This window comes from Bdellovibrio sp. HCB185ZH (assembly GCF_047302455.1).
Lineage (GTDB): Bacteria > Bdellovibrionota > Bdellovibrionia > Bdellovibrionales > Bdellovibrionaceae > Bdellovibrio.
The window spans coordinates 3,466,692-3,482,575 of the sequence record NZ_CP178624.1; the positions used below are offsets into that span (position 1 = coordinate 3,466,692).

17 protein-coding genes are annotated in these 15,884 nt (G+C 45.6%); 10 read left to right on the top strand and 7 right to left on the bottom strand.

Features of this window, described 5'->3' with window-relative positions; all coding sequences use genetic code 11:
* The first annotated feature begins 6 nt into the window (after positions 1–6).
* From fliL to ACLSU7_RS16895, 3 genes are all read left to right on the top strand, one after another.
* On the top strand, positions 7–516 hold the full coding sequence (gene fliL, locus ACLSU7_RS16885) for a flagellar basal body-associated protein FliL (RefSeq protein ID WP_181604825.1): 510 nt from the start codon (positions 7–9) through the stop codon (positions 514–516).
* A 209-nt stretch (positions 517–725) separates the two neighbouring features.
* The gene (locus ACLSU7_RS16890; protein ID WP_413293067.1) at positions 726–2,132 is read left to right on the top strand and encodes a M16 family metallopeptidase; all 1,407 of its coding nucleotides are present in this window, start codon (positions 726–728) and stop codon (positions 2,130–2,132) included.
* On the top strand, positions 2,125–3,555 hold the full coding sequence (locus ACLSU7_RS16895) for a M16 family metallopeptidase (protein WP_413293068.1): 1,431 nt from the start codon (positions 2,125–2,127) through the stop codon (positions 3,553–3,555). Before ACLSU7_RS16890 ends, ACLSU7_RS16895 begins: the two co-directional genes overlap by 8 nt.
* Before the next feature lie 77 nt (positions 3,556–3,632).
* On the opposite strand, the gene ACLSU7_RS16900 is transcribed toward ACLSU7_RS16895, so the two are convergent.
* Positions 3,633–4,352, bottom strand: coding sequence for an LPXTG cell wall anchor domain-containing protein (locus tag ACLSU7_RS16900; protein ID WP_413293069.1), 720 nt, complete (start codon positions 4,350–4,352; stop codon positions 3,633–3,635).
* Between the two features lie 79 nt (positions 4,353–4,431).
* On the opposite strand from ACLSU7_RS16900, the gene ACLSU7_RS16905 reads away from it, so the two are divergent.
* Together ACLSU7_RS16905 and ACLSU7_RS16910 are read left to right on the top strand one after the other, a co-directional pair.
* Complete coding sequence (locus tag ACLSU7_RS16905; RefSeq protein ID WP_413293070.1) at positions 4,432–5,331, top strand: LysR family transcriptional regulator; 900 nt, start codon at positions 4,432–4,434, stop codon at positions 5,329–5,331.
* Between the two features lie 75 nt (positions 5,332–5,406).
* Positions 5,407–7,245: a methyl-accepting chemotaxis protein gene (locus tag ACLSU7_RS16910; protein WP_413293071.1), complete on the top strand. Its 1,839-nt coding sequence runs from the start codon at positions 5,407–5,409 to the stop codon at positions 7,243–7,245.
* 69 nt (positions 7,246–7,314) lie between these two features.
* On the opposite strand, the gene ACLSU7_RS16915 is transcribed toward ACLSU7_RS16910, so the two are convergent.
* The gene (locus ACLSU7_RS16915; protein ID WP_413293072.1) at positions 7,315–7,824 is read right to left on the bottom strand and encodes a hypothetical protein; all 510 of its coding nucleotides are present in this window, start codon (positions 7,822–7,824) and stop codon (positions 7,315–7,317) included.
* A 266-nt stretch (positions 7,825–8,090) separates the two neighbouring features.
* On the opposite strand from ACLSU7_RS16915, the gene ACLSU7_RS16920 reads away from it, so the two are divergent.
* A complete protein-coding gene (locus ACLSU7_RS16920; RefSeq protein WP_413293073.1) occupies positions 8,091–9,599 on the top strand; it encodes a phospholipase D-like domain-containing protein in 1,509 nt (502 codons plus the stop codon).
* Here the strand turns inward: ACLSU7_RS16920 and ACLSU7_RS16925 are convergent, their stop codons facing one another.
* Genes ACLSU7_RS16925 through nrdR form a run of 5 tightly spaced genes read right to left on the bottom strand, consistent with a single transcriptional unit; the run spans position 9,600 to position 12,436 of the window.
* A complete protein-coding gene (locus ACLSU7_RS16925; RefSeq protein WP_413293074.1) occupies positions 9,600–10,445 on the bottom strand; it encodes a pyruvate, water dikinase regulatory protein in 846 nt (281 codons plus the stop codon).
* A gap of 6 nt (positions 10,446–10,451) precedes the next feature.
* Positions 10,452–11,009, bottom strand: coding sequence for a GTP cyclohydrolase (locus tag ACLSU7_RS16930; RefSeq protein ID WP_413293075.1), 558 nt, complete (start codon positions 11,007–11,009; stop codon positions 10,452–10,454).
* Between the two features lie 44 nt (positions 11,010–11,053).
* A complete protein-coding gene (locus ACLSU7_RS16935; protein ID WP_413293076.1) occupies positions 11,054–11,506 on the bottom strand; it encodes a hypothetical protein in 453 nt (150 codons plus the stop codon).
* Positions 11,506–11,913, bottom strand: coding sequence for a transcription antitermination factor NusB (gene nusB / locus ACLSU7_RS16940; protein ID WP_181604816.1), 408 nt, complete (start codon positions 11,911–11,913; stop codon positions 11,506–11,508). The genes ACLSU7_RS16935 and nusB overlap by 1 nt, the downstream gene beginning before the upstream one ends.
* Positions 11,852–12,436 (bottom strand): transcriptional regulator NrdR, encoded by a 585-nt coding sequence (gene nrdR / locus ACLSU7_RS16945; RefSeq protein WP_088616822.1) that lies wholly within the window; start codon positions 12,434–12,436, stop codon positions 11,852–11,854. The genes nusB and nrdR overlap by 62 nt, the downstream gene beginning before the upstream one ends.
* Positions 12,437–12,596: 160 nt before the next feature.
* Here nrdR and ACLSU7_RS16950 point away from each other — a divergent pair, with 160 nt between their 5' ends.
* From ACLSU7_RS16950 to ACLSU7_RS16965, 4 genes are all read left to right on the top strand, one after another.
* On the top strand, positions 12,597–13,259 hold the full coding sequence (locus ACLSU7_RS16950) for a hypothetical protein (RefSeq protein WP_413293077.1): 663 nt from the start codon (positions 12,597–12,599) through the stop codon (positions 13,257–13,259).
* Complete coding sequence (locus tag ACLSU7_RS16955) at positions 13,256–14,449, top strand: RsmB/NOP family class I SAM-dependent RNA methyltransferase (RefSeq protein WP_413293078.1); 1,194 nt, start codon at positions 13,256–13,258, stop codon at positions 14,447–14,449. Before ACLSU7_RS16950 ends, ACLSU7_RS16955 begins: the two co-directional genes overlap by 4 nt.
* Before the next feature lie 86 nt (positions 14,450–14,535).
* A complete protein-coding gene (locus ACLSU7_RS16960) occupies positions 14,536–15,117 on the top strand; it encodes a hypothetical protein (RefSeq protein WP_413293079.1) in 582 nt (193 codons plus the stop codon).
* Between the two features lie 61 nt (positions 15,118–15,178).
* Complete coding sequence (locus ACLSU7_RS16965) at positions 15,179–15,871, top strand: hypothetical protein (RefSeq protein WP_413293080.1); 693 nt, start codon at positions 15,179–15,181, stop codon at positions 15,869–15,871.
* Positions 15,872–15,884: the final 13 nt, after the last annotated feature.

Sequence of the window (15,884 nt, forward strand, 5' to 3'; positions counted from 1 at the left end):
GTTTACATGGCAGAGAGTCAACAGGGACAAGCTCCAGCAAAGCCCAAGAACACAGGTATGATTCTGCAAATCCTGTTTGCAGTGATCAATTTGGCAGTGATGGGTGGCGGCGCTTATATGGTATTTGCCTCGACTATAGGGTGGGAAAGCCCTGTTATTAGCGAGGAATCTGCTCAGAGGGAATTGGCGTCTACGGGGGAAACTGAATTGGCCCCAATGGTGTTCACTATGGACAAATTCACTGTGAATTTGGAAGGCGAACCCAAAAGAACGATCCGCCTGGAAGTGAATCTTCAGATGTTGGGCAAAGATGGTTTCGAAGAAGTCATGGAGCCGGAAAATCGCGCCAAGGCGCGTGATAAAATCGTTCGTATCCTGAATGAAGAGGGCTTTAATGACCTCGAAAGCATCCAAGGCAAATTGTTTCTTAAAGACAAAATCGCCATGGAAGTAAACGGCATCCTTCACAAGGGCGTCGTGAAAGACGTTTTCTTCTCTGACTTCGTCGTTCAATAATCAGTCTTCGTAAAAGCCACATAATATAATTTCCCAAAAAGCTCTGAGAAACTCAGAGCTTTTTTTGTGCTCCTACAACGGCCTGCTGGCCGTAGCCTTGGCGAAGGTCGGTACTGTCTTAAGTCTTAAAGCATTGCAAGTAGTTGTCATCGCGTTTAGACCAGCCCAAACTTAAATCGATAGAAATTACTCCAAGGAAAGAAGCAGCTATGAAACGGATTTCTACTTTGCTTGTGGCAGGGGCCTGCATTTTTACGAGCTCTGCACATGCCGTCGATCCCACTCCAAATCAACCCGCAAAACCTGAAGTCATCGGTGCCATCAAAGGATGGACAGGTAATGAAGGTTTAAAGCTCAGTCTTCCAGTCACAAAATTCCAATTGAAAAACGGACTGACGGTCTTGTTGGTGGAAGATCACTCGGTTCCGATGGTGAGTTACCATACCTGGTACCGCGTGGGATCTCGTGATGAAACTCCGGGAGTGACGGGAGCCGCGCACATGCTTGAGCACATGATGTTCAAGGGTGCCAAAAAATATGATGGCAAAGCGTTTGATCGTATTTTTCATGAAAACGGAATTTCAAATAACGCCTTTACGACGAATGATTACACGGGCTTTTATCAAAATCTTCCCAGCGATAAATTAGAGTTGGTGATGGATATGGAAGTCGATCGCATGAGTGCGCTCGCTTTGAAACCTGAAGATCTTAAAAGCGAAAAAGAAGTCGTCAAAGAAGAACGCCGCTGGCGCGTCGACAATAATCCCATGGGTGTCGTGCGCGAGACGATGATGGGTACAGTGTTTAAAACCAATGCCTATCACTGGCCGGTGATTGGATACATGAAAGACATTGAAAAATACGATAGTGAAAAACTGCGCTTTTTCTATAATACTTACTATGTTCCAAACAACGCCATCCTGGTTTTAGTCGGTGACTTTGACACTCCGAAAGTGAAATCGTTAATTGAAAAATATTACGGTGCTTTGGAGTATCGTCCCCTTCCTCGTCGCGAATACCCTAAGGAAAGACCGCAAACGGTTCAACAAAATGCCGTGGTTCGCAAAGACGTGCAGAACAGCTCCTTTATCGTGGCTTTCCAAAGCCCGGCTCAAGGGGAGCCTGATATGTACGCTTTGGATTTAGCTGCAAACATTTTAGGGAATGGAACTTCCTCTCGTTTGTACAAACGCCTGGTTTACCAAAAACAAGTCGCAACTTCGACGTATGCATTTAACTATGCAATGAAAGAAGCGGGTGTTTATGCAACAGGTGTGATGATGAAGCCGGGAATGGATTATAAAGAATCCCTGGATATCATCTACAATGAGTTGTGGAAAATCAGAAATACCAAAGTTTCTGATCTGGAACTGCAAAAAGCCAAAACTCAAGTCATCAAGGAATTGGTCGACAGTCTAAAAACGATGGACGGTAAAGCGCGCGCCTTGGCAGTGAATGAGATTTTGACCGGCAGCTATGACAATCTTTTTAAAGATATGGAAAAATATCAAGCCGTCACAGCGGATGATATCAAACGCGTTAGCGAAAAATACACGAATCAAACTCAGCGCTCCATCATTGTTCTAGAGCCGAAAAAAGGAGCTGCAAATGAATAAATTAGCTCAAACCCTGACACTGCCTTTTGTTTGTGTGGCCTTGGCTTCTTGTGCCGGTAAAAAGTCGAAAACCGGAGGCTCCGAGCAAACAGCAGCCGGGTACTCAGCTCCGCGCAGTGCCGGGACATTTAAACTGATGCCCTACAAAGAAGTGGTTTTGGAAAACGGACTTAAAATTATTTATGTTCGCGACAACAGTCTGCCACGCTTAAGTCTGACGGTTTTATTTAAGACCGGAAATATGCAAGAACCAAAAGATCTCGCAGGTCTGAATGCGATGACAGCTTATCTGTTAGAGCAGGGTACTCAGACCCGTGATGCGATGAAGATCGCAGACGAATTTGGTCAAATGGGTACGTCATTGGATGTGGGCCCGGGATATGATGTGACCACGGTCTATGCGGATGCCCTGACCAGCAATTCGACACAGTTATTGCAGTTGTTTTCAGATGTTTTGATGAATCCAGCCTTTAAAGATATCGAGATCAATCGTCTGCGTTCGCAAATCCTGGCAAGCTTGCAGAAGAAAATTGATAATCCTTCCGCGTTTGCAGACGAGCAGATGGATAAGTTTCTATATGGTGATCATCCTTATGGTCGTGACACCAGCGGAACTCAGGAGGGTTTACGCGCCCTTCGTAAGCAAGACATCATCAAGCACTATCTGACATTCTATCGCCCTAACAATGCGACGATGGCAGTGGTTGGACAGTTCGACGATGAATTCGAAAAGCAAATCCAGGAAACCATGGGGAAATGGACTAAGAGGACGATTCCTGCTCTGACAGCAACACCGGCCCCTGTAATTGATGATTTGAAAGTGAAACTCATCGTTAAGAAAGGCTTGCAGCAAACACAAATCCGCGTTTCGCAAGTGGGGATCGAGCGTAAGGATAAAGATTTTATTCCGCTGCGCATGGCAAATGAATCCTTGGGTGGAAGTTTCGGCAGCCGCTTAAATCAAAAAGTTCGCGACGACTTGGGGCTGACTTATTCGATTTATTCAGGCTTTGACGCCAGAAAAGATCGCGGAAGTTTTGATATCTCGACCTTCACTAAAAATGAAACCGCGGCGAAAGCTTTGGATGAAACTTTGAAAGTCGTAAAAGAGTATGTCGAAGGTGGAGCAACAGAACAGGAATCCGTGGCGGCACGTAACCAGTTGGTAGGGCAGTTCCCTCGCGCTATCGAAACGTCCGACCGTTTGGCTTACAATCTGCTGGTTTTGGACTATTATAATATTTCCTATGACTATCTGACGGACTATATTTCGAACGTTAATAAGCTTAAGCAAAAGGACACGAATGCGGCGATGAAGCGCCACGTGGATCCGACAAAGTTTAAGGTGATCGTTTACGGAAATGATTCGATCATTCCACAATTTAAAGACTATAAGCCTGAAATTGTAAGAATGGCGAAATAGGAATTAGCACAAAGAAGAAATAAAAAAGCCCACTCCCGAGGAGTGGGCTTTTTCTTTTTTCGTTTTAATGTTTAGAACTATTTGCGTTTGTTTTTCTTGGAGCGGATAAAGATGACTGCTCCCAAAACTGCCAGTACCAGTGCTCCCAGTAACATCAACATCTTGTTGCTTTTCCCACCGGTGCTTTGTTCTTGGTACATATCTCCCGGCATACCTTGACCTGATCCGTAACCGAAAGTTTCGCTACCCGGGCGTACTTGGCCTGGATTATTTCCGTTACCCAGCGTTGGAGACGCGATCACTCGCAAACTCTGAATGGCCTTAAAGAAATCCTGACTGTATTTCGTGTAATATTGTTTGTGCGCGGAGAAAGTTACCAGGATCGCGATCTTGTTTTTGATCGTTGCCACATAGCGTGTGAAGTAGTTTGGAACTTCTGAGTTCATGTGCAGGGAATCAACCCACATTTGATCGTTGATATTTTCCTGCTTACTTTTGTAAACCACTTTGGAAACTGTTCCGCCGCCGCCCTTAAAAGTCACAGAGATCGGGGAGTCCAAGTGGGCTTGATAAAGTGGATAACTGTCAGTTGGGCCCACTTCTTTAGCTGTTAAAATGATGATAGCTTCTTTGGATTCTTTGGTTTGTTCGCTACGGCAAACCCATTCCGTTTGTTCCAGATTGCACTTCCACGTATCTGGAAGTTCAAAAGAGATATAAGCATTGCGGAAGACTTTTGCATTGGCGCTAAAACTGAGTAGAATAATGGCCAGCGGTGCTAACGAGCGAAACTTCATTCTGAAACCTCCAGATGCAGACGTTTGTAAGTATAATAACAAAAACCGCTGGGATCAAAGCGCAAAGGAGAAAATTGTCGTGAAGAACCTGTATCAGCTAACAACCTTTGTGACTGTGATTAGCGAAGGCAGTATGACTGCCGCAGCCGACAAGCTTTATCTTACCCAACCCGCAGTCAGTCAGCAGATTCGCAACCTGGAGGAAGATCTAGGTTGTGAGCTTCTGGTGCGTGGAGTTCGTCAGATCAAGGCGACTCCCCAAGGGGAAGTTCTTTACGACTATGCTAAGAAGATCATTCATTTGACCCAACAGGCAGAGGTCGCCATTAAATCCATCGGAAATCAGATGAAGGGACAATTGCGCATTGGAACCTTGAACTCGATTGGCTTGCATTTGATGAGCCCGATCGTAGGACGTCTGATGCGCCATAATCCTGAATTGTCACTGAAGATCGATTATGAATCCGGCGAAGACCTGATCAAGAATTTTAAGAAGTCATTGTATGACGTGATCATTCTTCCCGATACCAAAACAGAGTTTGCGGAAGAATTGGATGGCGTCGAACAAAAGTTCCTGGTGAAAGAGGAAATGTGGCTCGTCGGTTCCAATAAAGACGAAAAAATGCCCCAGCAGATCACTTCCAAAGATTTGGGTGAGTTCCCCGTCGTGGATTTCACTCAGGAATTTCCGCGTTTTAACAGAATGCTGAAAGAGAAAATGGAAACTTCCAAAGCCCACGCCATTTTCGAATCCGCGAACGTGGGTACTTTAAAGCGCGTGATTGAAGCAGGCTTGGGTTGGGGATTTTTGCCCGCTCACTCCATTAAAAAGCAAGTTCGTTCGGGCCGCCTGAATCGCGTGTATGTGAAAGATCTCGCCTATGAAATGGATCTGATGTTCTATTATAAAAAGAACTCAAGTAACAAGCCCTTGGTCGAGGTTTTCTACTCGACACTCGCAGGCCAGGAAAAAGCCTAGACCCCAATACACTATATAAACAGTCGCATTTTTCCGAAAAGTAAGAAGTTTCAAAACTTTTCGGAAGGTGCCAGTTTGAAAACAAATCATTCCATTCAACTAAAAATGTCCGTACCAATTATTCTGATCGCCATCTTGGTTTTCACGGCGATGAATTATTTGGTCGCACAAAACAGTCTGAGCACGGCTGAGCGTCAAGCAGTTGATAAGTCAACGGCGATCGCCAAAGCTTATGCAAACGAAATGCGCGTGAGTGTGGAGCAAGGTTTAGGAATCGCACGAACCCTGTCTCAACATCTACAAGCTGCTAAAAAATTTAATCACACAGAACGTGGTCCATTGGAGCACTCTTTCCGTAACATTCTTGAATCCAACAAAGGACTGATCGGTGTTTGGACGGCATGGGAGCCGAACGCATGGGACGGCAAAGACGCCAGCTTCGTCAACAGCGAAGGTTCTGATAAGTCCGGTCGTTTTATTCCTTATTTAAGTTATGCCAATGGCAAAGCGACATTGGGACCTTTGGTTGATTACGAAAAAGCGGGAGCTGGGGATTACTATCTGGTTCCAAAAGCCCGTGGTAAAGAAACAATGGTTGAGCCTTACTTGTATCCAATTGATGGCGTGCAAGTGCTGATGACCTCTGCGGTTGTGCCTATTTTCATCGATGGTAAAGTGGCGGGTGTCGCAGGGGTGGATTTGCCTCTAAAAGATCTGCAACGTGACGCCGTTAAAATTAAACCTTTTGAGACTTCATCTGCGTACCTGGTGACGACAAGTGGAAATTTTGTGGCTCACCCGGATGAAAAGATGCTGACGAAGGCTTCTAACTTTGCAGTAGCCCCTGAAAAATTCAAGGCGGCTTTTGCCAAAGGTGAAAGCTTGGTAGTGACAGGTCTTGATCCCGATTTAAATGAAGATTGCTTGTATGTGGTTTCTCCGATGACGATGGGTGCGACAGATGCTCCGTGGTCTTTGGTAATTCGCACACCGTTAAAAACTGTGATGGCAGATGCACGCGCCATGATCTGGAATCAAGTCATGATTGCGGTGGCTGGAACTTTGATATTGTTAGTCGCAGTTCTTTTAATCGCTCGTTATATTTCCAAAGCGGTGAGCAGCATCACAGATCGTCTTTCAAAAACAGGCGATCATGTGACAGAAGCGATTGAGCAGTTGTCTTTAGCAGGACAAGGTCTTTCACAATCTGCAAGTGAATCGGCAGCTTCCTTAGAAGAAACCGTGGCGGCCCTGGAAGAGATGAGTTCCATGGTGCGTATGAATTCAGACAATGCCAAACAAGCAGCCCAGTTATCTGCGCAGTCTTCTGAATCGGCGGGTCGCGGGGAAGTGGAAATGAGTTCTTTGATGCAATCGATGGACGAAATCTCTAAGTCTTCAAAAGAGATCGAAGAAATTATCAACGTCATTGATGATATCGCATTCCAAACGAACTTGTTGGCACTGAATGCGGCGGTTGAAGCCGCTCGTGCTGGCGAGCAGGGGAAAGGTTTCGCCGTGGTAGCAGAAGCCGTTCGTGCTTTGGCACAAAGATCTGCCGTGGCCGCTAAGGATATCAACACGCTGATTAAATCCAACGTATCGAAAATTGAAAATGGAACTCAACAGGCGCATCGTTCTGGTGAGGTTCTAAAGGGTATCGTGACATCAGTAAAAAAAGTGTCTGATCTGAATTTGGAGATTTCAACTGCGAGTGAAGAGCAGGCGACGGGAATTCAGCAGATTTCCAAAGCGATGAATCAGTTGGATGCGTCGGTTCAGTCGAATGCGGCCTCTTCGGAAGAGATTGCGGGTACTTCGACGGATATTAGTAATCAGGCTAATATTATGAAGGGTGCTACGGACGAGATGAATGTCTTTGTTCATGGGGATCATCATAAGAAAGTAGCCTAAGTAGAGATTGGAAATTTGAAATTGGAAGTTGAGAGCGAGGAGGTGGTCTTCCTCGCTCTTTTTATTTTCTTACTCTAAGCCGGGAGCTGGTGTTGGCCCTGGAGTGATAGTTTCAAGTTCTAAATGAGTTTTTGTGCCTTCAGTAACGTTAGTGATTTCTTTTTTGATCAAACCAAATGGAACGTCACCCATCCATGTTTTGATAATACGACCGTCATCTGCTGTCACCGTCATGCGGCAGGCATTATAGGTGCCGGTTTTTACAGTCACGTCTTCCATCGTGCCGCCTTTTTCTACGCATTTCGCCATCAACATCGCCCATTCATCGGGACTCCAAAGGCATGATGTCATATATTCTTCGGTTGTCGTTTGATCACCTTTGGTCATGTCAAATTTGACTGTCCATTTGTGGGTGTCCATATCCCATTTAGTGACTTCTTTGGTGGCAGTAAGTGGAGTGCTAGTGCCATCCAATTTATCTTCAGCACCTTTCCACATGACCTTGTCACCCAGAGTTGGGTAAGCAAATGCAAAAGATGAGGAAAGTAGGACCGCCGCGGCTATCACTTTGGAAAACATAATGACCTCCTGTCATTGGGTTGTTGATTCAAAACGGTCACAGCATCGCATAGCAGTTTTTATTTTTCCTTATGTATTCCCTCGGCCTTGCGATCAAACACCACCCATCAAAGACTTGAAGGTGTTAAGTCTTTGAACACCCTTGAAAATTCTGCCTAGGTCCCCGGGTTATTCCCCGCCATGTGCTGTGAGTTTGCAATGAAATGGCCGTCAAATTGCATAGTTGGAACTGAATTCCCGGCGCGTTTCCTATATCGGAGGTCTTGGTGAAAACAAGTCTTTATTTAATGGCTTTGGTTATGACTGTTGCGAGTACAGCCACGGCTTCTCGTAATATGAAAGACTCTGAAGGTGTTTATCGCCGTCGCACCGAACCTCAACAAGTTACCATTCTTGATAGCGGCATCGCCGCTTTGAAAAAGCGTCTGGATATGATCGAAAACGCCAAAAAGTCGATCGAGATGGAATACTTCATTTACAGTATCGATTCAGCAGGTCGTTTGATCACGGATGCTTTGGTTCGCAAAGCCCGTCAGGGCGTAAAAGTTCGTGTTATCGTTGATACTTCTTTGCCGATCTTTGAGTTGAATAAATACTATGCTTCTGTTTTGAAAGAAGCTGGGATCGAAGTTCACTACTACAATCCTGCTGTTTTAGTTCGTGTTGTGACAGTTCAGTTCCGTAGTCACAGAAAAACTTTGATCGTGGACGGAATCGAAGGCATCACCGGTGGTCGTAACATCGCTGATGAGTACTTTGATTTAAGCCCGGAGTATAACTTCCTGGACACGGATATCGTGGTGAAGGGCTCTATCGTTAAAGATATGCTTACAAGCTTTGAAGAGTTCTGGAATGCCGAGATCACTGAAAATGCACCCATCGTTCGCGAGCCGCAACCCGAAGATTTTTATGGCATCACGAAAGAAACCATGAACGATCCCAATACTCTTCATGATAAAGACGCACGCATCAGTGTCAGTCGATATCATGCGGATAAGTACTACTATGATAAGGGCACGGCCAAGGCCGCTGCTTTTAAAGTTCTGACGGCGGAAGATTTAAGAATACGCAAATACGTGGATACCTTTGGCGCCCAAATGCTCGCAAAGGAAGTCAGCGGAACATGCCATGACATGATTTTCGCTGCGGACTTCCCAGGTATGGGAGAAAAAACCCGTGTCCTTCGCAAGCAGTTGGCTGTTGAAACCAGTCTTGCGCAAAAAAGGGTCTTTATCGAGTCGCCTTATTTCGTGGTGAAAAAAGAGATCTCGTCTATTTTGAACGATCTGCTTCGCCGAAATATCGAAATCAACGTTGTTTCGAACAGTTTGTATTCAACGGATGCCTTTTATACGCAGGCAATCTTTGATACCCGCATTCGTCGTTGGACAGAGTTGGGTGTGAATGTGTGGATGCATAAAGGTCACGTGAATCAAAACGTTTACCCGTTGATTCCAGAGGCTCGTCCCGCAAGATGGGGCACACATTCCAAGCGCGCCGTGATCGATGATAAAACGATCATCGTTGGAACATTCAACATGGATCCACGTTCAACAAATATCAATGCCGAGATGGCACTGATCTGTCGTGACAATCCAAAACTTGCGTTAGCTTTGCAAAACGATATCAAGCAGCACATCGCTTCCTCAGCAAAACTAAATCGCGCAGGATTCAGAGAAGACGGTCAACCGATGCACGAAAATGTACCAGTCTCTAAGAAAGTCCTTTTCTGGATGACGCTGCCACTGGCAAGCGTTTTGGATTTCTTGCTGTAATTAAAAGATCACGCTGTCTGGAAGTCCCAGTCGGGCAGCGATGATACGAACGATCTCGCTGGCTGTTTCCTCAAGTGCGCGTTCGGTCACATTGAAGACGGGCCAACGGCGATTTTGCTTAAAGATCTTTTCCGCGAATTCGATTTCTTTAGCGATGTGGGACATTGATGCATACTCGCCACCAGGATCCTGACCGAATTTTTCCAAACGGCTTTTACGAATTCTTTGCAGCGATTCCATATCGATGATCAGACCCACTACGCGGCGCTGATCGACTTTAAACAGTTCTTCTGGAAGAGGCGCATTCAACACCAAAGGAACGTTAGCAACTTTCCAACCCTTATGGCTTAAGAAAATCGACAGTGGAGTTTTACTTGTACGAGAAATCCCGACTAGCACGATGTCCGCTTTATCAAGTTCCGCAAATGTTTTACCGTCGTCGTGTTTAACCGTGTATTCGATTGCTTCGATGCGTTTGAAATAACGTTCATCCACGGCACGCAAAGCACCCACATGGGATTCAGAATGCTCGCCGAAGAAAGTGTCCAACGTATTTAACAGAGGACCCAACAAATCAAAATGCGGAATCCCTTTGCTGGATGCAAAATCACGGATCTTGTTTCGCAAAGAAGGACTTGCAACAGTATAGGCCAGCATCCCCCGGCGTTCGAAACATTCTTCGACCACAGCTTCTGCTTGAGTTTCCGTACGCACATTTTTACTGCGAATGATATTGATGTCTTTATTGGAATACTGAACCAAAGCGGCGCGGATCATCGTCGCCGCTGTTTCCCCAGTAGAGTCTGAGACAATGTAGATCGTGTAGGGTTTTGATTCAGTCGTCATGAAATCCTAGTCGGCAAAGCCGTTGATTAAAGCGCGGCGAACACTGTCCGAGTGCGACTGTAGCCAGATATCCGGCAAAGTCGAAAACAGAATGAAAGAAAAATCTGGCGTCACTTTGATCAACAAGCACGTTGTTTTGTTTTCAGGATCCAAGTGTTGCAAATTTGTTTTACGTAAGATTGCAGCCGCATCCGTCTTCATCCACGCCATCAGATTTGCATTCGGAATGCTTAAAGAAGACTTTGCATTGTTTTTGAAAAGCTCAGAAACACCTTTATGAAAGAACGCTTGTGCTTTCCAGTCACCATCGTGATTTTCCAGCAAGATGCCTGCTTGGAACAGCATCGCCAGTCGAGAGAACACCACAATCGCGCGATCGATATGATCTTCAGGCAATCCTTGAGACAGTCCACGGATCAAAGCTTCATCACGGGAAGCTTCGAATTCGGTTTGCACGCGTTCACGCTCTTCTGATTGCGGATCGAAATCGTTTTCTAGAAATGATTGAAGGCGTTTTTGAAAAGTGGAAATTTTAGAAACCAGAGCTTGTGATAGACGTTCCATGTGATGCAATCCTCTTACCTTCATTGTGAAGGCAGGTGTGAGGATTAATCAAGCACGACAGTAAAATCCTGATTGCTATGATGCTTCACCCAAGCTTGCTGAAAGTTCCCAGTACTTTGTCCAGGTGGCAGGAAAACGCGCAAAGTGGGCTGTTGCAAGCCGCTCCATACGCGAGAGATCGATTCCGCCCAAGTGCCGACGTTGTCATTCCAAGGCACAACCACAACCCACTTGTTGGGAAGCAGGGTCTCAGAGGCGATCATCATTGGGGCTGCCGCCGCTACAGGACGATAGAATTTGTTCAGTTCAGTTTCTTTGATCACGTCGTTCAGGAAGCCAGGCACGTTGGCGCTGGTGTGACGGGAGGATTTGCATAATTGGAAATTCAAATACCAATCAAGCTTGCTGGTCCATTGTGATTTCCCAAGTTGCGGCACGATCCAGAGATCAGATCCCGGGTTTAAAGCGCCAGCTTGGGAAAGCACATTGACTGCCATTAGTGCACCTTGCTCACTTGATCCAACAAACCATTTACGAAGCTTGCAGAATCAGAAGTGCCGTACTTTTTAGCGATTTCAACCGCTTCATTGATGGCGATATTTTCTTTGATTGGATCAGCAGAGAATTTCATTTCCCAAACCGCGATACGCAAAATATTACGATCAATCGTCGCCATACGCTCAACCTTCCAGTGAGCGCTGGACGCTTGGATTTTAGAATCCACGGCGGCTTTATTTTCCTGAACACCTTTGATCAAAAGATCGGCGTAAGAGATCGTCTCCGCGTCGTAAGATTCTTCGAATACATCCATGAAAGTGCGAACGCTGATTGTCGGCGTGAACTCAGTTTGGAACAGGATTTGGAGTGCGAGCTCCCGGGCTTGGCGTCTTGCTGTCAGTTTCATGATTTGGCTTTTTCTCGCTTTCAACAAAGTTCATCGCTGTAAGGCTTAATTGTGGATTACTTGCATCGACAAAATCAAGCAGTTCAGCGTCTTCAAGAGTCTCAACAAATTCCTGGACGTCTTTAAAGGTACGATAAACACTCGCGAAACGAACATAAGCCACGTCATCAAGCTGTTTCAGTTCCGCCATCACCTTTTTGCCAAGTAGGCGGGAGCTGACTTCAGATTCGCCACGGTTGACGATCCAAGCTGCAATTCGCTCTACCACGGCATCGATTTGCGCGACACTGACAGGACGTTTTTGGGTCGCAGCTGACAAACCTTTAAGAATTTTTTCTTTGCTGAATGGTTCGCGGCGACCGTCTTTTTTAATGATATATGGGAGGGCGATCATGATTGTTTCAACTGTCGAAAAACGAGCTTTGCACTCAAGGCATTCGCGACGGCGACGGATGCTGCCATCTTTCTGCACTCGCGTATCTAAAACTCTGTCATCGGCATGGCCACAAAATGGGCATTTCATAGTCTTTGGTCCCGTCCCAAAAGGTTAGCCGGAGATTAGGTATCGCCCCTCTCAGAGTCAATGCCTCCAGTCTATTGACTATATGCATCATTTTACGCTGCAATGAGTTCCGCTAAGGCCCCAAATTTGGCTATGATAATGGCTGAGAACGAGGTGACTTATGAAGAACGTTTTTTCCGTATTTTTGCCCCTATTGCTTCCAATCACTCTGATTGCTTCTAATGCCTCGGCACAGCAACCCGTTGTGGGCCGTGATGCCGCATCGAAATATTTTCAAAAAGACAATCAGGACGACAACACCACGTATGTAGGTGGTGGAAACTCGCAAAGCACTTTTAACGGTTCGAGCGATCATTATCTGGCGATTCACTATGCGCGCTATATGGCTTCGCAATCCTATGACTGGGGTAAAAACGGTCAGCAAGACGACGTGGGTAAAAATAATTTCGGCGTCACTTACCGAGTGGGCGAGTGGTATAACTCCATGGATTTGAATATTCGCATGGAGTATTCGGACTACAACGTGTCTGACGAAAACGCGAGCAAGATCTCCTTTTTGCCCGTGATCACTTTTCCTGATGCAAACTCTCGTTTCCCTCTGTACTTCGGTGCGGGAGCGGGGTTGGGTATCTTTATGAAGCAAACAAATTCGAAGTCAGCGCTGTCTTTGGATTACCAATTGATCGCGGGTGCACGCTTTTTCAATGTCTTTGAAAACACTGGCTTCTTCCTTGAGGCTGGGTTAAGAAATTCCCTGTTTTTGCTCTCTTCAGGGCAAATTAATGGAACATTTTTAGCCGCTGGCTTGGTATTTACATTTTGAAAATTCACAGACATCTCGCAGAGGCCGTTGTTAAGGGTTTAGAAGAAATCTTCGACCAAAACAAATACGCCGATAAAGTCATTCAATACAATCTTAAGGGACATTCCAAGTGGGGTTCCCGCGATCGCAAATTTTTTGCGGAAACTGTTTACGAAGTCGTCCGTTGGTATCGCTTGTTGGAGTTCATGGGACAAAGCGGGGATATGTGGCGCATCGTCGGTATTCAGTGGTTGCGAATGGGCTTTGACCTTCCGCCTGATTGGGAAGAGTTCGAAGGTTTGAATTACGATTTCATCAAAGCTCGCGAAAAAGAAGCCCAAGATAGATTCCCGGTCGCACAATCCATTCCTGATTGGATGGATGCCCGCGGTCGTCAGGAGTTGGGTGATGTCTGGGAAAAAGTAGTAAAGGCGTTGAATAAGCCCGCTGAAGTTTTCATGCGCGTGAATGCTTTGAAATTCACTCCAGATCAGGTGATCGAAGAACTTAAAAAAGCCGAAATCGAAGCTTTGCCAGTTTCTCCGGATCTTCCGTATGCATTGAAACTAAAAGAACGTCGCAACGTCTTTATCACTGAAGCTTTCCGTAAAGGGATGTTTGAGGTGCAAGACGCGGCTTCGCAAATGGTTGTGCCGATGCTTGACGTGCAGCCAGGTCAACGTGTTGTCGATGCTTGCGCGGGTGCTGGTGGTAAATCACTTCACATCGCTTCTTTGATGAAAAACAAGGGCCGCATCATCTCTATGGATATCCACGAGTGGAAACTTCAAGAGTTGAAAGTACGAGCTCGTCGCAACGGCATCGACATCATCGAAACTCGCGTGATTGATTCCAGCAAAGTGATCAAACGCTTGCATGGTGAAGCGGATCGCGTGTTGTTGGATGTTCCTTGTTCAGGCATGGGCGTTTTGCGCCGCAACCCTGATTCAAAATGGAAGCTGACTGAAGAAGAAATCACTCGTCTGCAGACATTGCAGTATGAGTTGCTAACGTCTTATTCGAAAATGACGAAAAAAGGTGGCAAAATGGTTTACGCCACGTGCAGTTTGCTTCCGTCAGAAAACGAAAAACAAATCGCACGCTTTATGAGCGAACATGGCGAAGAGTGGACGTTGGAAAAAGAGATCCACCTTCGTCCAGACCGTGAAGGTTTCGACGGCTTTTATGCTGCACTTTTGATTAAAAAATAGCTCGACCTTCATCGGGAATTTCTGATTCCTGATTAAGTGTACTTAATAAATTTCAGACAAGAATTTAAGAAACCGATCAGAATGATATGAAAACCTCAGCGTTTATTATCATTCTGATTCTGTTTATCATGGCTCCGCGCGCTCGCGCTGAGTTTATGTTGGACGTTGCAGGCTCATACATTTCCGAAAATACCAGCTCTACTGATGTTAAGGATGATGCAACAAAATACTACTACAATATAACTGGCTATTTGCACCTCTCCAAAAAATGGTGGGCGGGTTGGAGTTACCTAGGCATCAGCATGTCGGGTAATTCGAACGCAACAGGAACGACAGTACCAACATCTTTTCAAACTTCTGATACTGGTCCTGCGGTTAAGTACAATTTCGGTAAAAACGAATCCTTCAGTCTGACTGCGAACTATAATGTTCTTGCTAAGGGAACTTATAAGAACGTCGTTTCTAATAGCAACGAGTCATGGCAAGGCACGAGTTACATGGTCGGCTTCAACGTGATGCCGGAAATTAAATCCGGATTCCGTATGGGGGTTGGTCTTAATTACTATCACGCAGCTTATTCCAAGAAAACTGTCGATGGAACTGAGACATCAGAATCAAATACGAAGACGTGGTTGTTTCCAACTCTGACCCTCAGTAAACAGTGGTAGTAATCTTAACTTGATAATGCGAAATCTCTTGATAGAAATTCTCCACCCTTAGGAGGTTTCTGTGATTCGTATTTCAGCAATCATTGCTCTTTCTTTTATTTCCTCACTTGCATTCGCACAATCTCATCAATATTCAACAGAGTATTTCAAAGTTAAAAAAGTGATCGCCCGTGAAGTGACGGGGAATTTCTCGTCTGCACCTTTACAAGTTCGCTCTGACTGCAGCGGTATTTTGCAGGTCAGTCCCGTGTCTGCAGTGGATGTGCAATCCCTTGGCGAGGTTATAAATATTGGAAAGACCGTCTGGGAGATCATTCAATCAGGCAAGCCCGTCACGAACTCAAAGTTCGATTCCGCAAATGCATTGCCTGCGGGAGTTAAATGCTGGACGGATTTGCAAGGATGGAGTTCGCCTCAATACCGAACCTACAATGTTCAATACAAAAATGGTTTTGATATGACCGTTGTGGATTTCACGTATCGTATCATGTACACCACTAACGGCAGTGTGAATGGCGTGGGCCGCTATATCACCAATGCGACAATTCTGCCTGCAGATCTATCCGTGGCTTGGGGTTTCGAATTCAATGTTCAGGCGGGTGTCCCGGCGGTTACAAATATCGGTACCACTCAAAATCCCATTGCAGCGATGCAAATGAATCTCCACTGGACATTGGATTCAACAGTGAGCCATCAGGAATCCACACAAAGTTATTTTGTGACGGGTGAAGGTGTTTTCGAAGCTTTGAACTAACTCTGGCAAGTGA